The sequence below is a fragment of the Pseudomonas sp. IT-93MI4 genome, assembly GCF_949767635.1.
GTDB classification, from domain to species: domain Bacteria; phylum Pseudomonadota; class Gammaproteobacteria; order Pseudomonadales; family Pseudomonadaceae; genus Aquipseudomonas; species Aquipseudomonas putida_A.
The window spans coordinates 100,359-120,107 of the sequence record NZ_CATKPP010000007.1 but is presented as its reverse complement, the minus strand read 5'-3'; the positions used below and the strand labels follow the sequence as shown (position 1 = coordinate 120,107).

Below are 19,749 nucleotides of genomic sequence, written 5' to 3'. Positions count from 1 at the left end.
GGGTTGTCAGAGAGATCAGGACAGGAACCCACCATCCACATTCAGCGAAACCCCGGTGGTGTAGCTGGATGCATCACTTGCCAGATACAGCACCGCCCCGGCCATTTCACTCGGATCGGCCACGCGCTTGAGCGGGATCTGCGTCAGCGCCTGCTTGAGGATCGCGTCATTCTTCACCAAGGCCGAAGCGAATTTGGTGTCGGTCAGGCCCGGCAGCAAGGCGTTGCAGCGGATGCCGAATTGCGCGCATTCCTTGGCGAAGACCTTTGTCATGTTGATCACGGCGGCCTTGGTCACCGAATAGATGCCCTGGAACACGCCCGGTGAAATGCCGTTGATCGACGCCACGTTGATGATGCTGCCGCCGCCGTTTTCGCGCATCAGTTTGCCGGCTTCCACCGACATGAAGAAGTAGCCACGGATGTTCACGTCGACAGTCTTCTGGAACGCACCCAGATCGGTGTCCAGCACGTTGCAGAACTGCGGGTTGGTCGCCGCGTTGTTCACCAGAATATCGAGGCGACCGAACTGTTCCTTGATCCCGGCGAAGACCTGGCTGATCTGTTCCATTTCACCAATGTGGCAGGCCACGGCGGTGGCCTTGCCGCCGGCGGCAATGATCGCGTCGGCGACGTGCTGGCAGCCTTCGAGCTTGCGGCTCGAGACGATCACGTGGGCGCCTTGCTGGGCCAGCAGTTTGGCGATGGCTTCGCCGATGCCACGGCTGGCGCCGGAGACGAATGCGATTTTGCCGTCGAGGTCGAACAACTGAGTCTTGGACATAAAGGTTCCTTGGTGTGGGCCGTCAGAGGCTCGATTTCGCTATGACCTGCAGGCTCATGTGCTCCAGCAGTTTGTTCATGTGAATGAACTGCGCGAAGCGTTTGTCCTGAGTCTGGCCGTGGTAGAAGCGGTAGTAGATCTGCTGCACGATGCCGGCCAGACGGAACAGGCCGTAGGTGTAGTAGAAGTCGAAATTGTCGATCTGGATGCCCGAGCGTTCGGCGTAGTAATCGACGAATTCGCGTCGAGTCAGCATGCCCGGGGCGTGGCTCGGCTGGCGGCGCATCAGTTGCACCGGTGCCGGATCATCGGCCTGAATCCAGTAAGCGAGGGTGTTGCCCAGATCCATCAGCGGATCGCCGAGGGTAGTCAGTTCCCAGTCAAGCACGCCGATGATCTGCATCGGGTTGTTCGGGTCGAGGATCACGTTGTCGAAGCGATAGTCGTTGTGGACGATGCTTGAGGTCGGATGGTCGGCCGGCATCTTGTCGTTGAGCCAGGCTTTGACTTTCTCCCAGTGCGGCGCATCCGGGGTCAGGGCTTTTTCGTAACGTTCGCTCCAGCCTTTGATCTGGCGGGCGACATAGCCTTCAGGTTTGCCCAGATCGCCGAGGCCGCAGGCGTTGTAGTCAACCCGGTGCAGTTCGACGAAACGGTCGATGAAGCTCTTGCACAGTGCTTCAGTCTTGGCCGCATCAAGGCCCAGTTCTGGCGGCAGGTCGGAGCGCAGGATGATGCCCTTGACCCGTTCCATCACATAGAACTCGGCGCCGATCACTGACTCGTCGGTGCAGTGCACGTAGGCTTTCGGGCAGTAGGGGAAACCATCGCGCAGTTGATTGAGGATGCGGAATTCGCGGCCCATGTCGTGGGCGGATTTGGCCTTGTGGCCGAACGGCGGCCGGCGCAGCACGAACTCCTGCTGCGGGTACTCCAGAAGGTAAGTCAGGTTCGACGCACCGCCGGGGAACTGGCTGATCTGCGGCGTGCCGGTCAGCCCCGGAATGTGCCTCTTCAAGTACGGATCGATCAGGCTGGCATCGAGTTCTTCGCCAGAGCGGATACGGGTGGACTGGTCAGTAAGCGCCATGCTTATCCCTTCTGCTTATTTTGGAGGCCAGACATCATTGGCTAATCTAATGGCGCACTCGGGCGGCCACAAGCGCGCAGCGGTCTTATAGGTTAGCGTGTTGCAGGATAATCAGCGTTTCGAATAGGTACGGCAGCAGGGCGCTGCCGGCTCTTTTCAATGCACGCGCTGGTTGTTGAGCCTGGGGGGCAGGGCGATCGGCGTCAGCACCGGTTGCCCTGAGAAGAACGCCACGAGGTTTTTTCCCACCAGTTCCACCGTGCTTTGGGTGGCCTCGGGTGACAGGCCGGCGACGTGTGGCGTGAGAATCACATTACTCAGGGTTTTCAGTGCATCCGGCACCTGCGGTTCGTGATCGAACACGTCCAGTGCGGCGCCGGCAATCCGCCGTTGCTCAAGGGCGCTGATCAGCTCAGCGGTGGCGATCACACTGGCCCGCGCGATGTTGACGATGAAACCGTTCGGGCCAAGGGCGTCGAGCACCGGGCGAGTCACCAGATGCTGGGTGCCAATCCCGCCCGGCGTGGCGACGATCAGAAAGTCCGAGGCCCGCGCCAGTTCGGTCGGCGTCGAGCAGAACGTATAGGGCACATCACTGCGCAACTGACGGTTGTGGTAACTGATCTGCATGTCGAAACCGAGGTGAGCACGCTTGGCAATCGCCATGCCCACCGCGCCCAGGCCGAGAATCCCCAGGCGTTTATTGGCCAGCGACGGGCGCATGATCTTCGGCCATTCACCCCGGCGCACCGCCGCGTCGCAGCGCGGAATGTCGCGCACCAGCGCCAACAGCATCGCCATCGCATGATCGGCCACCGACGAGGCGTTGACCCCGGCACCATTGGTCACGGTGATCCCGCGATCGCTGGCAGCCTGCAGGTCAACGTGTTCATAACCGGCGCCGATCACGGTGATGATTTTCAGCGCCGGCAGGGCGGCGATTTCCTCAGCGGTCAGTCCCAGCGGGCCACGGGTCAGCACCGCGTCGATCCGTGCGCCGTGGCTGGCGATGGCTTGCGCACGTTCGGCAGGGGTTGGTGCGAGGATCAGGTGAAAACCCTGATGCTCGAGAATCGGCAAATAGTCATTGATGGTTTCAACCAGTACCAGAACGGTGGCGGGCATTGCGCGGCTCCTGTGATCTATGACGGTGTGGTCGCGAAAGTCGTGTCAGAGTGCTGATTCCAGAGCGGTTTGGCAATGGTGGCCGCAGCCCCGCTTCAGCCAGTGTAGGAGCTGAAACGGGGAGCGCGCGGGCGCTTCGTCAGAAGCTCACGTCGGCGCTGTTGATCAGCCGTGCAAATGCTCTGCCGAGGGTGGCGTTATGGTGCTCGATGATGACGTGGGCGGGTAATGCCGGGGTGTCCATGCAAGTGTGGGCGTCGGCCACCAGCAACGGCTTGAAGCCAAGATCCGCAGCGGCGCGGCATGTGGCGTCGATGCAGAACTGGGTCTTCATGCCGACCAGGTACAGATCTTCGACGTTTCGGCTTTTAAGTTGCTGCGCCAGATCGGTGCCATGGAAGGCGTTGGGTCGGGACTTGTCGAACACGTGGTCGGACTCGGCATTCAGGTCAAGTTCCGGCAGCAATTGCCAGAAGGGGCTGCCGGCGGCAATCGGCGAACCTGTCGGGCCGGTGTGGCGCACGGCGTAGATCGGCACGTGTTGCTGGCGTGCCTGGCGGATCAACTGCTGGATGTTGGCGAGCACACGTTCGCCGTCGTGGGGTTTTTCCGGGCCATGGAACAGACCGACCTGCATATCGATGATCAACAATGCTGCGGACATGATGTTTCTCCTTGAGGGCTGCAAAAGCCGCACGGACGGGAGAAACAACAAAGCCCCGTCCATTGCTGGCGGGGCCTTGGGTTCACTGCGCTGGATTCATCTCAGGCAGCAACACCACGACCCGCCGGTGGCGGTCGTGGTGGTACGGGTGAGGTGCAGCGGGCGAACGTTCATGCCGCCGATCATGCTGGCGGCGGCGAAGGGCTGTCAACTGGCGTATTGAGCGATGCCGTTGCCGAACGACCAATTCTCCTTTTTTACTTCCACCAGATTGATGAACACGTCTTCCATACGAATGCCCAGTTGGGTGTTCAGGTTGTGCGCGATGGTCTGGTACAGGGCTTTTTTCTGCTCCAGCGTCCGGCCTTCATTGAGGGTGATCTGGATAATCACCAACCGATCGCTGCGCTGGATGCCCAGGTATTGCGGGTCGAAGATGAAATGCTCGCCGTCGTGCTCGTTGAGAATCTGGAAGTTGTCGTGCTCCGGCACGTTGATGGTGCTGCGCATGGCGGCGTAGATCTGCTCGCCGATGCGTTTGGCGAAGGTGGGGTCAGAGTGTTTTTTGATTTCGACGCGGACGAGGGGCATGGGCAGAGACTCCGTTGGGTAGGGGACTTGTCTCACGCTAGAACAGGTCGGCCAGATTGAAAGTGTGGGGTGATGAGCTCGCCGCTGTTTTTGTACGAGGCTACCTACGTTTTTCGCGGATTTTGCCTACGAATTTGGCGGATGCGTCTGCTACCGGAATGGTGATGAACGCGAAATCATGGGGGCACAAAGTAGCTTGGGCAGTGACTACCAACAGCCAAGGAAGGCAAATGCTTCAAAACAATCGAGAACACCTGGAACTCGAAAGGATAATGAGTGAAATACGGAAACTGGCGGCCGAGAGAAAAAAGCTTATAGCGGAAGAAAAGAAGTTGAGGTGGGATACGTATTTTTATCCGTTTGCGGTAGTCACTGGGGTGTTGACCGCAACAGCAGCCGTAGTAGGACTTTCACTCAAGTTTTAAGTGTTCGCGTTTGTACCATTCAGACCCCTCTCTAAAAAAGGACATCACCATGAGTACATTTGACCGTCAGGCCATGATTGAACGGGCAGATCGAGAATACGATGAGGACGTTGAAAGAATGCGCATCAAAAACAAGGGCGATATGTACCCAATCTGGGGAATGCTGGCGTTCGGCCTGTTTTGCATGTCACTCGGATTCATGCTGGCTCGATCAATCTGATCAAGTCTTCCCGCTCGTATTACATTGAAACTTGCCGGAAAACGACATCTCACGTATCCGGAGCCGACAGCCATTTTCCCGAAAACGACAACCCGCTGATCTGCTCCGTACAACCATTCCTCAGCTAAGTCTTTGCTTCTGCTCATTTATCGCGGAGAATCGCGCCCCTGTTTCGGCCGGAGCATGTCTGTCGGTTTTTTCCGACGCGTCCTGACCGAGTGGCAAGTGACCGGAATGCGGAGATCCGACCGGATGAATGATCAGGCCAATAGCGTCGACGCACGCTATGAAGCGGCAGCACCAGCTGAACTGTCGAGCTGGAATCGCCATGACACCACGTGGATGTTGGGACTGTTCGGGACGGCCATTGGCGCCGGTACCCTGTTTTTGCCGATCAACGCGGGTCTGGGTGGCTTCTGGCCGCTGGTGATCCTCGCGCTGCTGGCCTTCCCGATGACATTCTTCGCTCATCGCGGCCTGACCCGCTTCGTGCTCTCCGGTCGCGAAGGCGCCGATATCACCGAGGTGGTCGAGCAGCATTTCGGCATCAAGGCCGGCGCGCTGATCACCCTGCTGTACTTCTTCGCCATCTTCCCGATCCTGCTTATCTACAGTGTCGGCCTGACCAACACGGTCGCCAGCTTCCTCGAACACCAACTGCACATCACGCCGCCACCGCGCGCGCTGCTGTCGTTCGTGCTGATCCTCGGCCTGCTGGCCGTGGTGCGTTGCGGCGAGCAGGCGATCGTCAAGGCGATGAGCCTGATGGTGTATCCGTTCATCGTCGCGTTGCTGTTCCTCGCGGTGTACCTGATTCCGCACTGGAATGGCGGCATTCTCACCACCGCTTCGCAAGTGCCGGCACCGTCGGCACTGCTGCACACACTGTGGCTGGCGATTCCGGTGATGGTGTTCTCGTTCAACCACTCGCCGATCATCTCGGCCTTCGCGGTGGATCAGAAGCGTCGTTACGGTGCCAATGCGGAGCAGCGCAGCTCGCAGATCCTCTGCCGCGCCCACCTGCTGATGGTGGTGATGGTGCTGTTCTTCGTCTTCAGTTGCGTGCTGACCCTGTCGCCGGAACAACTGGCCGAAGCCAAGGCGCAGAATCTGTCGATCCTGTCGTACCTGGCCAACCACTTCAGCAATCCGGCCATCGCTTTTGCGGCGCCGTTGATTGCCTTTGTGGCGATTTCCAAGTCGTTCCTCGGCCACTATATCGGTGCCAGCGAAGGCCTCAAGGGCCTGATCGTCAAGAGCGGCAAGCGTCCGGGCGCCAAAGCGCTGGATCGTATCGTGGCGGCGTTCATGCTGGTGGTGTGCTGGATCGTTGCAACCCTGAACCCGAGCATTCTCGGGATGATCGAGGCCGTCGGCGGTCCGGTGATTGCGGCGATCCTGTTCCTGATGCCGATGTACGCGATTCGTAAAGTACCGGCGATGGCGCGCTATCGCGGTCAGGCGTCGAACGTATTCGTTACCCTGGTCGGTCTGGTGGCCATTTCGGCGGTGATTTATTCGCTGACGGCGTAAGCCAAAGCGCCAGAGACTCAGCTACAGTGGCCGCTGTGCGTGATACGCACAGCGGCTTTTTTTCGTCTGGAGACAGTGGATTGTCGAGCGCGCCCCAATCAGTAGAGCCACCCAATCGCTGGCAGGACATCCTCGCCGGTCTATCGATTGCCGGCCTGCTATTACCCGAAGCGGTCGCCTATTCGACCATCGCCGCACTGGCGCCCCAGGCCGGGGTGATTGCGCTGTTTGCCGGGTTGCTGTGCTATGGGTTGTTTGGCACCAGCCGCTTTGCCATTGTCTCGGCCACGTCTTCGTCAGCAGCGGTGCTGGCGGCGGCCACCGCGACCATGGCCAATGGCGACCCGCAGTTACGCGCGACGCTGGCGGTCGGGTTGGTGCTGGTCACCGGTGGGCTGTTCTTGCTGGCGGGGATCTTTCGTTTCGGCAGCGTCACTGCGTTTATCGCCAAACCAGTACTGCGCGGCTTCGCTTTCGGCCTCGCGCTGACCATCATCCTCAAGCAGGTCGCCAGCGTGGTCGGCGTGCACCTGACCGATGCCAATCTGGTGCGCTTCGCCCCGCAACTGCTCGAACAACTGCCGCAGTGGAACTGGCCGGCGGCGGCCGTCGCAGCGGTGGCGCTGGTGCTGTTGGGACTGTTCTCGCGCTTTCCACGGGTACCTGGCGGTTTGCTGGTGGTGGTGATCGGCATCGTCGCCGGGCAATGGCTGAACCTGCCGGCTCATGGCGTGAGCATGATCGGTTTGATCGACCTGAGCCTGGAGGTGCCAAGCCTGCCGGTGCTGCCGTTTGCCGACTGGCTGCGGCTGGGGGAGGTGGGGTTTGCGCTGGTGATGATTCTGTACGCCGAGTCGTACGGCTCGATCAGTTCGTTCGCCCTCAAGCACGGTGATCGTGTGACCTCCAACCGCGATCTGCTGGCGCTCGGCGCAGCGAACTTGTTGTCCGGATTGTTCCATGGCATGCCGGCGGGGGCCGGGTATTCGGCAACGTCGGCGAACGAGGCCGCTGGCGCGACGTCTCGCTGGGCCGGTGGGGTGGCGGCGCTGGTGGTGCTGGTGATCGTGCTGACGGTGCTGCCGTGGATCGCCCTGACACCGGAGCCGATTCTGGCGGCCATCGTGGTTCATGCGCTGGCGCGGGGCTTGAGTCTGCAGCCGCTGGGGCGCTATTTCGTCTGGCGCCGGGATCGGTTGCTGGTGCTGTGCGCGGTGGGGGCGGTGTTGGTGCTGGGCATTCTCGACGGCTTGCTGGTGTCGGTGGCGATCAGCGTGTTGCTGATGCTCAAACAGATGTCGGCGGCGGACATTCAGGTGCTCGGTCGGATCGACGGCGGCCATGATTTTGTCGATCTGCAGCGTCACCCAACGGCGGTGACTGAGCCGGGAGTGCTGATTGTGCGGCCCAGTGAGGCGTTGTTCTTTGCTAACGTCGAGCGAGTTCTTGGTGCAGCTTTGCACTTGATTCGTCATTCGGACGTGGCGCTGCACACGGTGATTCTCAGTCTGGAGGAAACCCCGGATCTGGACGGCACCAGCATTGAGGCGATCCAGGAGTTCTTCCTGCGGGTGCATCAGGAGGGCAAGCGCCTGATTCTGGCGCGACTCAAGCATGAGGCGCTGGCCGTGTTGGAGGCGTTGCCGGAGGTAACGGCCAACGGGGTGATACTCAGCGGGCTGAGCGTCGATGGTGCGGTGCAGCAGGCCTTGAAGCCTGCTCCCACAGGTCCCCAGACATAAAAAAACGCCGCGCATCTCACGATGGGCGGCGTTTTCTATTGCTTTGTAACGTTAGGCTTGAACGACTGGAATCTTGGCGTTCGCAGCGGCTTCACGGAACTCGGCGATCTGGTCGAAGGACAGGTAGCGGTAGACATCGGCCGCCATGCTGTCGATCTTGCCAGCGTATTCCATGTACTCCTCGACGGTCGGCAGGCGACCCAGGATCGAAGCCACGGACGCCAGCTCGGCCGAAGCCAGGTAGACGTTCGCGCCGTCGCCCAGACGGTTCGGGAAGTTACGGGTCGACGTCGAGACCACGGTGCTGTTCGGCTCAACGCGTGCCTGGTTACCCATGCACAGCGAGCAGCCTGGCATTTCCATGCGTGCGCCGGCCTTGCCGTAGATGCCGTAGTAGCCTTCTTCGGTCAGTTGGTGAGCGTCCATCTTGGTCGGCGGCGACAGCCACAGACGGGTTGGCAGCTGACCCTTGACCTGATCCAGCAGTTTACCGGCAGCACGGAAGTGACCGATGTTGGTCATGCACGAACCGATGAACACTTCGTCGATCTTCTCGCCAGCCACGCTGGACAGCAGACGGGCGTCGTCCGGATCGTTCGGCGCGCACAGTACCGGCTCGTTGATGTCGGCCAGATCGATTTCGATGACTTCGGCGTATTCGGCGTCGGCATCGGCTTCCATCAGCTCAGGGTTGGCGATCCAGGCTTCCATCGCTTGCGCGCGACGTTCCAGGGTACGCGCATCGCCGTAGCCTTCGCCGATCATCCAGCGCAGCAGGGTGATGTTGGACTGCAGGTACTCGGTGATCGACTCTTTCGACAGCTTGATCGTGCAACCGGCAGCCGAACGTTCGGCCGAGGCGTCGGACAGTTCGAACGCCTGTTCCAGGGTCAGACCTTCCAGACCTTCGATCTCCAGGATGCGGCCGGAGAAGGCGTTTTTCTTGCCTTTCTTCTCGACGGTCAGCAGACCGTTCTGGATGGCGAAGTAAGGGATGGCATGAACCAGGTCACGCAGGGTGATGCCAGGTTTCATTTTGCCTTTGAAGCGCACCAGGATCGATTCCGGCATGTCCAGCGGCATGACGCCGGTGGCAGCGGCGAACGCGACCAGACCGGAACCGGCCGGGAACGAGATGCCCATCGGGAAGCGGGTGTGCGAGTCACCACCGGTACCTACGGTGTCCGGCAGCAGCATGCGGTTCAGCCACGAGTGGATGATGCCATCGCCCGGACGCAGGGAAACGCCGCCGCGGGTCATGATGAAGTCAGGCAGGGTGTGGTGGGTGGTCACGTCGATCGGCTTCGGATACGCCGCGGTGTGGCAGAAGGACTGCATCACCAGGTCAGCGGAGAAGCCCAGGCACGCCAGGTCTTTCAGTTCGTCACGGGTCATCGGACCGGTGGTGTCCTGAGAGCCGACGGTGGTCATTTTCGGTTCGCAGTAGGTGCCAGGACGAACGCCTTTGCCTTCTGCCAGACCGCACGCCTTGCCGACCATTTTCTGCGCCAGGGTGAAGCCCTTGGTGCTTTCAGCCGGTGCTTCCGGCTTCTTGAACAGATCGAATGCCGGCAGACCCAGTTCGGCACGAGCCTTCTCGGTCAGGCCACGGCCGATGATCAGCGGAATACGACCGCCGGCACGGACTTCGTCCAGCAGCACAGGGGTCTTCATTTCGAAGGTGGTGATGACTTCGTCGGTACCGTGCTTGCAGACTTTGCCAGCGTGCGGGTACAGGTCGATCACGTCGCCCATGTTCATGTTCGACACGTCGAACTCGATTGGCAGTGCGCCGGCATCTTCCATGGTGTTGTAGAAGATCGGAGCGATTTTGCTGCCGAAGCAGAAACCGCCAGCGCGCTTGTTCGGCACGTAAGGGATGTCGTCGCCGAAGAACCACAGCACCGAGTTGGTCGCCGATTTACGCGAGGAACCGGTACCGACCACGTCACCGACGTAGGCGATCGGGAAGCCTTGACCGCGCATTTCTTCGATCTGCTTCATCGGGCCGGTCTTGCCTTGCTCGTCCGGAACGATGCCGTCACGGGCCATTTTCAGCATGGCCAGGGCGTGCAGCGGGATGTCAGGACGCGACCAGGCGTCTGGTGCAGGCGACAGGTCGTCGGTGTTGGTTTCGCCGGTGACCTTGAATACGCGCAGGCTGATCTTGTCGGCCAGGACAGGACGCTTCTTGAACCACTCGCCGTCAGCCCAGGATTGCAGCACGGCCTTGGCGTGAACGTTGCCGTTCTTGGCTTTTTCAGCCACGTCGTGGAAGGCATCGAACATCAGCAGGGTGTGCTTGAGTTCTTCGGCAGCCACTGGCGCCAGCTCGGCGTTGTCCAGCAGTTCAACCAGAGTCACGATGTTGTAGCCGCCCTGCATGGTGCCGAGCAGTTCTACAGCGCGCTTCTTGTCCAGCAGAGGGGAGGTGACTTCGCCTTTGGCCAGGGCCGACAGGAAACCGGCTTTGACGTAAGCGGCTTCGTCCACTCCTGGTGGTACGCGATTGGTGATCAGGTCAACGAGGAAAGCTTCTTCGCCAGCCGGAGGATTCTTCAGCAGCTCGACCAGGCCTGCAGTTTGTTCGGCGTTAAGCGGCTGGGGAACGATACCCAGGGCTGCACGCTCTTCGATATGTTTGCGGTAGGCTTCAAGCACAGTTATTACCCTCATCAGTGGTCCCAAATGGGTGTCCGGGACGCTCATCCCGAAATTGCCGTACTCATGCACCGCACGACGTTGTGGGTCGTTTGGCCAGAATTACCGGCAATTCCTTACAGAAGCTGCTTTCAAAGTTTTACGCCTGCAGAACGGGGAGCTGATGAGGGTTGGCGTTGGGCTTTTCCCCGCTGGAAAAACCCTTCGCCAACACCGCTCTGAAGGAACGACTGTGCTCGTGACGCTTTGAAAACAGCTTCTAACGGACATTGGCGCCTTAAAAGGCTGGCTGATTCTACGGCAAAAAAAATTTAAAGGTAAGTCGCGCTCTATTGGACTTTGGTGGCGTTGTGCGCGGGCGAGGCAAACCGCGAGCCAGCGCTTGCCCCTGACGTTTGAGGGGTGATCAATGCCCGACAAAGGGCTAACATGCCGGCCTGTTCCGCGTTTCAGTGTTTTGCCAATTTATGCCCAATCAGACCATCAAGACCCCCTGCGTCGGCCTCTGCTCCACTGTTTACGGAGATCTGGTGTGCCGTGGCTGCAAGCGTTTCCACCACGAAGTGATCCACTGGAATGGTTACGGCGAGGAGGAAAAGCGTGCGGTGTGGTTGCGTCTGGAGCAATTGCTGTCACAAGTGATGGCGAGCAAGGTCGAGATCTTCGATCCGGCGCGCCTTCGCCAACAGCTGGAGCAGCGCAAGATCCGCTTCGTGCCGCATCAGTCGGAATATTGCTGGGCCTATCAGCTGATTGCGCGCGGGGCGCGGGTGATCATTAATCTGGAAGCCTACGGGATGGTGTTGCTGCCGGAGTTCCGCGACTGGAACCTGCCGGAGTTGCGCGATGCCATTGATCGGGAATTTTTCCTGCTGTCGGAAGCGCATTATCAGCGCTACATCGCCCCTGGCTTCCTGAAAGACGCCTTCGGCGCCTGAAGATCAAAAGCTTCGCGAGCAAGCCCGCTCCCACAGGAGATTGCATTCCAATTGTGGGAGCGAGCCTGCTCGCGAAGGCGCCGGTTCAGGCACCGTAATCCTCAGTGCTTCACCGCCAACTCCACCAGATGATCCTCAACCTCCTGCGGCTTGAGCACCAGCACGTCGCTTTCCAGTGCATCCAGCACCACTTCGGCGGTATTGCCGATCAGTGCGCCCGACAACCCGGTCCGCGCCACGGTGCCGATCACGGTCACTGCCGCTTGCAGTTTGTGCGCCATGAACGGAATCAGCACATCCGCCGGGCCTTCCTCGATGTGCAGGTGTTCGTCGTCCACATCGAACTCGGCCTGAAACGCCTTGCACTGTTCGCGGTATTTCGCCTCGATGGTTTCCTTGAGTTGAAAGGTCGGATCCGCTGCCGAGAGCATGGGTGACGGATGCGCCGTGATCACATGCAGATGCGCCTTGGCGAGGCTGGCAATGTCGTAGCCGTGATCAATGATCGTGGTGTGCAAATGCCGGTGTTCGCCATCGGCATTGCCCACGTCCACGGCCGCAAGAATCACCCGGTCTTTCCAGGAAGTGGATGTTTTTACCAATAGCACCGGGGTCGGGCAGTGGCGCAGCAGTTTCCAGTCCGCCGGCGTCAGCAGAGCCTTTTTCAGCGCACTGTCGGGATAGTGCTGCTTGATCACCAGCCCGCAGCCTTCGGCCTGCTGCACATCGATGATGGTTTCGTGCAGGCTCTCGTTCCATGCCTGTTCGGTGGTCGCGCTGTAGCCATCCGCCAGCAGCGCGGCTTTGAGCACGCCGAGCATGCCGGCGTGGTCGTGCTTGCGGTCGCACACCAGCAAGTGGAGATGGGCCTGGGTCACGCCGGCGATCAGCTTGGCGCGCTTGAGCGCCAGGCTTTCCGAATGTTCGGGTTCGATGACCACCAGAATGCTGCGAATGGCTTGCATGAGCGGAGTCTCCAGCAAAGAAAAGGCACGGCGTTGCACAACTATAGTTGCTGCTCATGCGCCTGCGACTTGATGCATATCAACGCCTGCGACTGGTGGTCTGCGGGCAGGCCGGTATAATCGGCGCCCTTCGCGCCAATACCTTTACCGTGAGCCCCATGATCCTTCCCGAAATCCACGAATTCCTTGGCTGCCGCACGCCCGACGCCTGGGTCCAGGCGGCACTGGCCGATCAAGAAACCCTGCTGATCGACCACAAGAACTGCGAGTTCAAGGCCGCCAGCACCGCGCTGAGCCTGATTGCCAAGTACCATTCCCACGTCGACCTGATCAATATGATGTCGCGTCTGGCCCGGGAAGAACTGGTGCACCACGAACAAGTCATGCGCATCATGAAACGCCGCAAGATCGAGCTGCGCCAGTTGCACGCCGGGCGTTACGCCTCGGGCCTGCGCAAAGTGGTGCGCAGCCATGAGCCGGTGAAACTGGTGGATACCCTGGTGGTCGGTGCATTTATCGAAGCGCGCAGTTGCGAGCGTTTCGAAGCGCTGGTGCCGCATCTGGACGAAGAACTCGGCAAGTTCTATTTCGGCCTGCTGAAAAGCGAGGCGCGGCACTTCCAGGGTTATCTGAAACTGGCTTACCAGTACGGCGACGCGAAGGACATCGCTCAGGTGATCGACAAGGTGCGTGCTGCCGAGCAGGAGCTGATCGAGTCGCCGGATGAAGAATTCCGCTTTCACAGTGGTGTGCCGGCCGCGGCCTGAAACACAAACTGTTAAAAACTCTTAAGAGTATGAAATATCACCGAGAACCGGCCCCTGCGGCCGGTTTTTGCTGCCCGAAACAACGCCTCTCCGACGAATCCCGCCATACTGTCGCCCACTTCACACATGGGTTGGCAGACGGTCGTTATGGATAACCTGGGTTTTGGCAAAGTCCTGCTGGTCGAAGACGATGAGCGTCTGGCCACGTTGATTGCGCACTTTCTCGAACAACATGGCTACGAGGTGCGCGCGGTGCATCGCGGTGATCTGGCAGTGGCCGCGTTTCTCGAGTTCCAGCCCAAAGTGGTGGTGCTCGACCTGATGCTGCCGGGGCAGAGCGGCCTGCACGTGTGCCGGGAAATCCGCAGCGTGTCGGACACGCCAATTGTCATCCTTACCGCCAAGGAAGACGACCTCGACCATATTCTCGGCCTGGAATCCGGCGCTGACGACTACGTGATCAAACCGATCAAACCGCCGGTACTGCTCGCTCGGCTGCGCGCCTTGCAGCGGCGGCAGATGCCGGAAGCTGGCGTGGTCAGTGCGCTGGAGTTCGGGCGCTTGAGCATCGATCGCAGCTGTCGCGAAGTGCGTCTGGCCGGCGAGATCATCGAAATGACCACCATGGAATTCGAGCTGCTGTGGTTGCTGGCCAGCGCCGCGGGCAAGACCTTGTCCCGCGATGACATTCTCAACCGCATGCGCGGTATCGCCTTCGACGGGCTCAATCGCAGCGTCGACGTGTACATCAGCAAGTTGCGCAACAAACTCAAGGACAATCCCCGCGAACCGGTGTGCATCAAGACCGTGTGGGGCAAGGGGTATCTGTTCAATCCGTTCGCGTGGGAGCTGTAGATGCTGCGGTTATTCCTCGGGCTGTTTCTGGTGATGACGGTGGGCCTGGTCCTGGCCCTGCAAACTGTCGAGCGTACGTTCGATGCCTTGCTCGACTATCAGATGCAGGACTACAACCGCGAGGCGGTGCGTGGTCAGGCCTGGACGCTGGGGGAGTTGCTGCGCAACCTCGACGGCCCGGCCCGTGAAAAACAATTGCAGGCCCTGCGCCCGCACTATGGCCTGGGGTTGACCTTGGTCGACGCCGATCAACTGGCGCTCAGCGACGAGGAAAAAGCCGAGCTTGCTCAAGGCTTGCTGGTGATCCGCGACAAATACACCCAATACATTTCAGCCATCGACGGCGGCTCGCAACTGCTCAGCATTCGCTTGCCCGCCGAACCCAGCCTGATGCCGTTCTACATTGCCGGTGCCTACTTGATGATCGCCGTGCTGATCGGCTGTGTGTTGTTTTTCTGGGTGCGTCCGCACTGGCGCGATCTGGAAAAACTGCGTCTGGCCGCCGAGCGCTTTGGCGACAACGACCTGTCGGTGCGCATTCAACTGTCCAAGCGCTCGAACATTCGCGATCTGGCTGAACACTTCAACCTGATGGCGGCGCGCATCGAGAGTTTGATCGCCAATCAGCGTGAGCTGACCAACGCGGTTTCCCACGAACTGCGCACGCCGATTGCGCGATTGTCGTTCGAACTCGACCAGCTCAAGCAGCAACCGGACGCCAGCCAGAACCGCGAACTGATCGCCGACATGTACGCCGACCTTGGCGAGCTGGAAGAAATGGTCTCCGAGCTGCTGACCTACGCCAGCCTCGAACGTGGCGCGACGGTGATCAAGTGCGAAAACATTCAAGCGGCCAACTGGCTCGACAGCGTGGTCGGCAGCGTGGCGCTGGAGGCGGAAGCGGCGGGGGTGCAGTTGCTGATTGGTGACTGCCTGCTCGACACCGTACGCATCGAGCCGCGCTTTATGGCGCGCGCAGTGATCAATCTGCTGCGCAACGCCATTCGTTATGCCGAGCGCCGTGTCGAAGTGACGCTGGTGCGCAGCGGCGATTACTACGAAGTGCGGGTCAACGACGACGGTCCGGGTGTGCCGGTGGAAGGTCGGGAGAAAATCTTCGAGCCGTTCTCGCGGCTGGATGCCAGTCGCGATCGGCGTACCGGCGGTTTCGGCCTGGGTCTGGCGCTGGTGCGGCGGGTGTCGCAGTCCCATGGCGGGCAGGTCGAGGTCGGGGAATCGGTGTGGGGTGGGGCGTCGTTCCGGATGACCTGGGCGCATCTGGACTGATTTGTGTAGACAGGTTGGGCCCTATCGCGAGCAGGCTCACTCCTACATTTGGAATGCATTCCCTTGTAGGAGTGAGCCTGCTCGCGATAGAGCCATCAATCACAACACAACCCCCTGCTCATTTGACCAACCCCAACCGCTCATGCCACTGCGCAATCGACTCCTCGGGATACACCGCAAACTGCTTGTCCTTGGGTTTCGCATCCACCTCGACCCAGGGCGCCTTCGACCCCAGCATCAAATGTGTGTGCTGCGGCGGCACCGGCAGTGGCGTATCGATGGCCGAGGCGAATGGATGAATCAACTCCGGCCATTCCGGGCTGAACAGCCACAAGCCGCTGCCGCACTGTGAGCAGAAATGCCGCTCGGCGGTGCTGCGATGGGCACGTTTTTCACCTGCTTCCTTCATCTTCGCGTGGTAGATGCTGATGTGCTTGCGCCCCTGAATCTTGAGGCTGGCCGCATCGCCACCGAGATTGATTGCATAGCCGCCACCGCCCTGAGTCTTGCGGCAGATCGAGCAGTAGCAGCGTTGATAGGGGTAGGGATGGGCGCTGGTCAGGCTGAAAGTGACGGCGCCGCAATGGCAGGAGCCTTCGAGGTGCATGAGGGGCCTCCGGTTGGCTGAAGGGGTGCGGTTGAGCCTAGAAGATTTGTGGCGATCATGCAGACGCTTTCGCGAGCAGGCTCGCTCCCACAGGGAAGCGCGTTCGAGAATGTGGGAGCGAGCCTGCTCGCGAAGAACGATAGCTCTGTCGCACTGGACGCCCACCGCCAGCCCGGTCAGCATGTCCCAAAAAAAGGCACCCCAACCCATGCGAAGACTCCCCTCACTGGCGGCCCTGCGAACCTTTGAATGCGCCGCCCGCCACGCGCATTTCGGCCGGGCTGCCGCCGAGTTGTGCGTCACCGACAGCGCGGTCAGCCACCAGATCCGGCAGCTCGAAGAGCAGCTCGGCGTCTCGCTGTTCATTCGCGAAGGCCGGCAGATCCGCCCGACCATCGCCGCCGGACGCCTGATGCAGAGCCTGCAGCAGGCCTTCGAACTGATCGGCGAGGCCTGTGATGAACTGCGCGATCCTTCCTCGCTGGCGGTGTTGCGCCTGGCGGTTACCGCCGAGCTGGCGCAAAAGTGGCTGATGAACCGCCTCACCGATTTCTACGCGCGCTATCCGCACATCACCCTGCATCTCTACGAACAGCCGATCGACGCCAGCGCGCCGGGCGAAGACATTGACCTGGCGATCACCTACGGCACCGGCCCGGTGGACAGCAGCGCCTACTTCGTACGGCCGTTGCCTGCGCTGCAATTCTTCCCGGTATGCAGCCCGGGGCTGTTCAATCAGGGCAGTCTGAAATCCCCGAAAGACCTGGCGCGCCACTGCCTGCTGCACGACGATCAGGACGGCAAGACCTGGACCGCCTGGCTCACCAGTCACGCCGGCGATCTGCGCCCGCAGCGCCAGTTGTATTTCGCCCATGCCGGTCTGGCGCTGGAAGCGGCGGCGCAGGGGCAGGGCGTGGCGATGGGCGACAACCTCACCGCGCAGGAGGACTTGCTGAGCGGGCGGCTGGTGCGGCCATTCACCTTGAGCATGACCGCGCTCGGCCAGTACGCGCTGGTCTGCGAACGGCTGCGCCTGGAGCGGCCGGCGGTGGCGCAGATGCTTGAATGGTTCAACGATCAACTGGCCGATTGATGAGTTGAATTCAACTGTTCCGCAATATTCATCGTTGGCGGGCCAGCCGTCCGTGACCGTAGCCTGTGGTCATTCCCAACCCCAAGACGAGGTTTGACCATGGCACGTTTGCTCGACTCCACCCCTAAACACGACGGCTTCCGTCTGCCCGGCGAATTCGAACGCAAGGCCGGTTGCTGGCTCGGTTGGCCGGAGCGTACTGACGTGTGGCGTAACGGTGCGAAACCGGCGCAGAAAGTCTGGGTGCAGATCGTCACCGCCATCGCGCAGAGCGAACCGGTCACCGTCTGCGCCTCCGCCGCGCAATTCGCCACCGCCCGCCGCCAGTTGCCGCCACAAGTGCGTGTGGTCGAGATGACCTGCAACGACACCTGGTTCCGCGACAGCGGTCCGTGCTTCGTGGTCAACGACCAGAGCGGCGAAGTGCGCGGCGTCGACTTCGAGTTCAACGCCTACGGCGGCCTCGACGGCGGGCTGTATTACCCGTGGGACAAGGACGACCAGATCGCCAGCAAGATCCTCGAAATCGAACGCTTCGACCGTTACCGCGCACCGCTGATTGCCGAACTCGGCGGCATCCAGAGCGATGGTCAGGGCAGCATCCTCACCACCGAACAGTGCCTGCTCAACCGCAATCGCAACCAGCATCTGGGCAAGGACGAAGTAACCCGGCGCCTGACCGATTACCTCGGCGCCGAACAAGTGATCTGGCTGCCACGCGGCTGCAAGTTCGACGAAACCGATGGCCATGTCGATGACCTCGCCTGCTTCGTCCGCCCCGGCGAAGTGGTGCTGCAATGGACCGACAACCGCGACGATCCGCAGTGGGAAATCTATCAAGAGGCCTACGACATCCTGCGCAGCACCCGCGACAGCCGTGGCCGCGAGTTGATCGTGCACAAGCTGCCGCAACCGGACGTGCTGGAGTGGACCGCCGAAGAAGCCGAAGGCCTCGATCAGCAGGACAGTACCCACACCCGTCAGGCCGGCACCCGAATCTGCGCGTCGTATATCAACTACTACGCCGGCAACAGCTCGATCGTGGTGCCGCTGTTCGGTGATCGCAACGATCAGGTGGCGCTGGCGACCCTCGCCGAACTGTTCCCGCAGCACAAGATTGTCGGCATCGAGAATTCCCGGGAAATCCTCCTCGGTGGCGGCAACGTCGCGTGCATCACCATGCCGCAATACGCCGGCCAGAAAAAAGGAGCCTGACCATGGGCCTGCACAAACTGAGTAAAGCGTTATTGCTGGTGCTTGCACCCCTGTGTGTGCAGGCCGCCGACACCGCCAGACCGGTGGTTAATCTGTATATCTGGGGCGAGTACCTGGCCCCGGATACGCTGAAGAACTTCGAGGCGCAGACCGGTATTCAGGTGGTCGCCGATCACTTCGATTCGCTGGAAACCGTGGAGACCAAACTGCTCACCGGACGCAGCGGGTATGACCTGGTACTGACCGCCGGCCAGCACCTGTCGCGGGCCATTGAAAGCGGTGCGATCCAGCCGCTGGACAAGGCCCGGGTGCCGCACTTTGCCGGGGTTGGCGAGGAGTTCCGCCAGCACATGGCGGTGTTCGATCCGGGTAACCGTTACGCCGGCATTTATGCCTGGGGCACCACCGGCGTCGGCTATCAGGAGCAAGCGATCAAGCAGCGTTTACCAGAAGCGCCGACCGACAGCTGGGCGATGCTGTTCGACCCGGCGGTGGTGGCGAAATTTGCCGATTGCGGGGTGAGTCTGCTCAACGATCCAAACGAAGTGTTCGCCGCAGTCATGAAGTACCTGGGCCTGGACATCAACCGGCAGAACCTTGATGACTTGAAACTCGCCGAGCAGCAACTGGCGAAGATCCGCCCGTACATTCGCTACTTCGACAACGATCTGAACATCAGCGACCTGGCCAACGGCAACACCTGCGTGGCGATGTCGTGGAATGGCAACGTGGCGATTGCGGCGGGGCAGGCGCAAGCGGCGAACAAGCCGTTCCAGCTCAGTTACCGTATCCCCAAAGAAGGCACGTTGATCTGGTTTGACGCCATGGTCATTCCCAAGGATGCGCCGCATCCACAGGCCGGGCTGGCGTTGATGGATTACCTGATGACGCCTGAGGTGATCGCGCCGATCACCGACACCATCCACTACGCCAATGCGATCACGGCGGCGGATGGTCTGGTGGATGCGTCGATCCGTAATGATCCGGGGACGTATCCGTCGGAGGCGGTGCGGGCTTCGCTGTATAGCAAGAATGACAATGGCAAGGCGTTCAATCGGGCTTTGATTCGGGCGTTCAGCAAGTTGAAGTCAGGTCTTTGATTTGAGGTTGAGTCGACGGGCGCCTTCGCGAGCAAGCCCGCTCCCACATTTTGAAATGCGTTCCTCTGTGGGAGCGGGCTTGCTCGCG

General features: G+C 60.6%; 19 protein-coding genes. 11 read left to right on the top strand and 8 right to left on the bottom strand.

Annotated features, from left to right (window positions below):
• Positions 1 to 15 precede the first annotated feature (15 nt).
• From ACM6I7_RS05770 to ACM6I7_RS05750, 5 genes are all read right to left on the bottom strand, one after another.
• Positions 16 to 783, bottom strand: a complete 768-nt coding sequence (locus tag ACM6I7_RS05770) for an SDR family oxidoreductase (RefSeq protein ID WP_007965755.1) — start codon at positions 781 to 783, stop codon at positions 16 to 18.
• A gap of 22 nt (positions 784 to 805) precedes the next feature.
• On the bottom strand, positions 806 to 1,873 hold the full coding sequence (locus tag ACM6I7_RS05765) for a phosphotransferase family protein (protein ID WP_096795931.1): 1,068 nt from the start codon (positions 1,871 to 1,873) through the stop codon (positions 806 to 808).
• Positions 1,874 to 2,029: 156 nt separating this feature from the next.
• Positions 2,030 to 2,998 carry a 2-hydroxyacid dehydrogenase gene (locus ACM6I7_RS05760; protein ID WP_414888128.1) on the bottom strand — a complete coding sequence of 323 codons (969 nt, stop codon included), beginning with the start codon at positions 2,996 to 2,998 and terminating at the stop codon, positions 2,030 to 2,032.
• A 139-nt stretch (positions 2,999 to 3,137) separates the two neighbouring features.
• Positions 3,138 to 3,662 (bottom strand): cysteine hydrolase family protein, encoded by a 525-nt coding sequence (locus tag ACM6I7_RS05755; RefSeq protein WP_096795933.1) that lies wholly within the window; start codon positions 3,660 to 3,662, stop codon positions 3,138 to 3,140.
• Positions 3,663 to 3,869: 207 nt separating this feature from the next.
• Positions 3,870 to 4,253, bottom strand: a complete 384-nt coding sequence (locus ACM6I7_RS05750; protein ID WP_096795934.1) for a tautomerase family protein — start codon at positions 4,251 to 4,253, stop codon at positions 3,870 to 3,872.
• 164 nt (positions 4,254 to 4,417) lie between these two features.
• On the opposite strand from ACM6I7_RS05750, the gene ACM6I7_RS05745 reads away from it, so the two are divergent.
• The 4 genes from ACM6I7_RS05745 to ACM6I7_RS05730 all read left to right on the top strand — a co-directional run bounded on the left by ACM6I7_RS05745 (position 4,418) and on the right by ACM6I7_RS05730 (position 8,173).
• Entirely contained in the window at positions 4,418 to 4,678 is a 261-nt protein-coding gene (locus ACM6I7_RS05745) for a hypothetical protein (RefSeq protein ID WP_414888127.1), read from the top strand.
• Positions 4,679 to 4,727: 49 nt separating this feature from the next.
• On the top strand, positions 4,728 to 4,898 hold the full coding sequence (locus ACM6I7_RS05740; protein ID WP_177325643.1) for a hypothetical protein: 171 nt from the start codon (positions 4,728 to 4,730) through the stop codon (positions 4,896 to 4,898).
• Positions 4,899 to 5,150: 252 nt separating this feature from the next.
• Positions 5,151 to 6,431 carry an HAAAP family serine/threonine permease gene (locus ACM6I7_RS05735; RefSeq protein WP_027613177.1) on the top strand — a complete coding sequence of 427 codons (1,281 nt, stop codon included), beginning with the start codon at positions 5,151 to 5,153 and terminating at the stop codon, positions 6,429 to 6,431.
• A gap of 80 nt (positions 6,432 to 6,511) precedes the next feature.
• The gene (locus ACM6I7_RS05730; protein WP_414888126.1) at positions 6,512 to 8,173 is read left to right on the top strand and encodes a SulP family inorganic anion transporter; all 1,662 of its coding nucleotides are present in this window, start codon (positions 6,512 to 6,514) and stop codon (positions 8,171 to 8,173) included.
• Positions 8,174 to 8,224: 51 nt separating this feature from the next.
• On the opposite strand, the gene acnB is transcribed toward ACM6I7_RS05730, so the two are convergent.
• Positions 8,225 to 10,834 (bottom strand): bifunctional aconitate hydratase 2/2-methylisocitrate dehydratase, encoded by a 2,610-nt coding sequence (acnB, locus tag ACM6I7_RS05725; protein ID WP_027613175.1) that lies wholly within the window; start codon positions 10,832 to 10,834, stop codon positions 8,225 to 8,227.
• Positions 10,835 to 11,301: 467 nt separating this feature from the next.
• Between acnB and ACM6I7_RS05720 the strand changes: the two genes are divergently transcribed.
• The gene (locus ACM6I7_RS05720) at positions 11,302 to 11,772 is read left to right on the top strand and encodes a DUF1289 domain-containing protein (protein ID WP_007965774.1); all 471 of its coding nucleotides are present in this window, start codon (positions 11,302 to 11,304) and stop codon (positions 11,770 to 11,772) included.
• Positions 11,773 to 11,873: 101 nt separating this feature from the next.
• Here ACM6I7_RS05720 and ACM6I7_RS05715 read toward each other — a convergent pair whose 3' ends face one another.
• Positions 11,874 to 12,737, bottom strand: a complete 864-nt coding sequence (locus tag ACM6I7_RS05715; RefSeq protein ID WP_027613174.1) for a universal stress protein — start codon at positions 12,735 to 12,737, stop codon at positions 11,874 to 11,876.
• Between the two features lie 158 nt (positions 12,738 to 12,895).
• On the opposite strand from ACM6I7_RS05715, the gene ACM6I7_RS05710 reads away from it, so the two are divergent.
• From ACM6I7_RS05710 to ACM6I7_RS05700, 3 genes are all read left to right on the top strand, one after another.
• On the top strand, positions 12,896 to 13,504 hold the full coding sequence (locus ACM6I7_RS05710; RefSeq protein ID WP_007965776.1) for a tRNA-(ms[2]io[6]A)-hydroxylase: 609 nt from the start codon (positions 12,896 to 12,898) through the stop codon (positions 13,502 to 13,504).
• Between the two features lie 147 nt (positions 13,505 to 13,651).
• Complete coding sequence (locus ACM6I7_RS05705) at positions 13,652 to 14,359, top strand: response regulator (RefSeq protein WP_027613172.1); 708 nt, start codon at positions 13,652 to 13,654, stop codon at positions 14,357 to 14,359.
• Positions 14,360 to 15,646 (top strand): ATP-binding protein, encoded by a 1,287-nt coding sequence (locus ACM6I7_RS05700; RefSeq protein WP_027613171.1) that lies wholly within the window; start codon positions 14,360 to 14,362, stop codon positions 15,644 to 15,646.
• Between the two features lie 118 nt (positions 15,647 to 15,764).
• Here the strand turns inward: ACM6I7_RS05700 and ACM6I7_RS05695 are convergent, their stop codons facing one another.
• Complete coding sequence (locus tag ACM6I7_RS05695; RefSeq protein WP_115990096.1) at positions 15,765 to 16,253, bottom strand: GFA family protein; 489 nt, start codon at positions 16,251 to 16,253, stop codon at positions 15,765 to 15,767.
• Between the two features lie 208 nt (positions 16,254 to 16,461).
• Between ACM6I7_RS05695 and ACM6I7_RS05690 the strand changes: the two genes are divergently transcribed.
• The 3 genes from ACM6I7_RS05690 (at position 16,462) to ACM6I7_RS05680 (ending at position 19,661) form a co-directional block, all read left to right on the top strand.
• Complete coding sequence (locus ACM6I7_RS05690; RefSeq protein WP_414888125.1) at positions 16,462 to 17,346, top strand: LysR substrate-binding domain-containing protein; 885 nt, start codon at positions 16,462 to 16,464, stop codon at positions 17,344 to 17,346.
• 99 nt (positions 17,347 to 17,445) lie between these two features.
• On the top strand, positions 17,446 to 18,561 hold the full coding sequence (aguA, locus tag ACM6I7_RS05685; protein WP_414888124.1) for an agmatine deiminase: 1,116 nt from the start codon (positions 17,446 to 17,448) through the stop codon (positions 18,559 to 18,561).
• Positions 18,562 to 18,563: 2 nt separating this feature from the next.
• Complete coding sequence (locus tag ACM6I7_RS05680) at positions 18,564 to 19,661, top strand: extracellular solute-binding protein (protein WP_096795939.1); 1,098 nt, start codon at positions 18,564 to 18,566, stop codon at positions 19,659 to 19,661.
• Positions 19,662 to 19,749: the final 88 nt, after the last annotated feature.

Bases quoted from the DNA above. Each gene is read 5' to 3' on its own strand.
- ACM6I7_RS05770 (WP_007965755.1), bottom strand. From the start codon at position 783: ATGTCCAAGACTCAGTTGTTCGACCTCGACGGCAAAATCGCATTCGTC.
- ACM6I7_RS05765 (WP_096795931.1), bottom strand. From the start codon at position 1,873: ATGGCGCTTACTGACCAGTCCACCCGTATCCGCTCTGGCGAAGAACTC.
- ACM6I7_RS05760 (WP_414888128.1), bottom strand. From the start codon at position 2,998: ATGCCCGCCACCGTTCTGGTACTGGTTGAAACCATCAATGACTATTTG.
- ACM6I7_RS05755 (WP_096795933.1), bottom strand. From the start codon at position 3,662: ATGTCCGCAGCATTGTTGATCATCGATATGCAGGTCGGTCTGTTCCAT.
- ACM6I7_RS05750 (WP_096795934.1), bottom strand. From the start codon at position 4,253: ATGCCCCTCGTCCGCGTCGAAATCAAAAAACACTCTGACCCCACCTTC.
- ACM6I7_RS05745 (WP_414888127.1), top strand. From the start codon at position 4,418: ATGAACGCGAAATCATGGGGGCACAAAGTAGCTTGGGCAGTGACTACC.
- ACM6I7_RS05740 (WP_177325643.1), top strand. From the start codon at position 4,728: ATGAGTACATTTGACCGTCAGGCCATGATTGAACGGGCAGATCGAGAA.
- ACM6I7_RS05735 (WP_027613177.1), top strand. From the start codon at position 5,151: ATGAATGATCAGGCCAATAGCGTCGACGCACGCTATGAAGCGGCAGCA.
- ACM6I7_RS05720 (WP_007965774.1), top strand. From the start codon at position 11,302: ATGCCCAATCAGACCATCAAGACCCCCTGCGTCGGCCTCTGCTCCACT.
- ACM6I7_RS05715 (WP_027613174.1), bottom strand. From the start codon at position 12,737: ATGCAAGCCATTCGCAGCATTCTGGTGGTCATCGAACCCGAACATTCG.
- ACM6I7_RS05710 (WP_007965776.1), top strand. From the start codon at position 12,896: ATGATCCTTCCCGAAATCCACGAATTCCTTGGCTGCCGCACGCCCGAC.
- ACM6I7_RS05705 (WP_027613172.1), top strand. From the start codon at position 13,652: ATGGATAACCTGGGTTTTGGCAAAGTCCTGCTGGTCGAAGACGATGAG.
- ACM6I7_RS05700 (WP_027613171.1), top strand. From the start codon at position 14,360: ATGCTGCGGTTATTCCTCGGGCTGTTTCTGGTGATGACGGTGGGCCTG.
- ACM6I7_RS05695 (WP_115990096.1), bottom strand. From the start codon at position 16,253: ATGCACCTCGAAGGCTCCTGCCATTGCGGCGCCGTCACTTTCAGCCTG.
- ACM6I7_RS05690 (WP_414888125.1), top strand. From the start codon at position 16,462: ATGCGAAGACTCCCCTCACTGGCGGCCCTGCGAACCTTTGAATGCGCC.
- aguA (WP_414888124.1), top strand. From the start codon at position 17,446: ATGGCACGTTTGCTCGACTCCACCCCTAAACACGACGGCTTCCGTCTG.
- ACM6I7_RS05680 (WP_096795939.1), top strand. From the start codon at position 18,564: ATGGGCCTGCACAAACTGAGTAAAGCGTTATTGCTGGTGCTTGCACCC.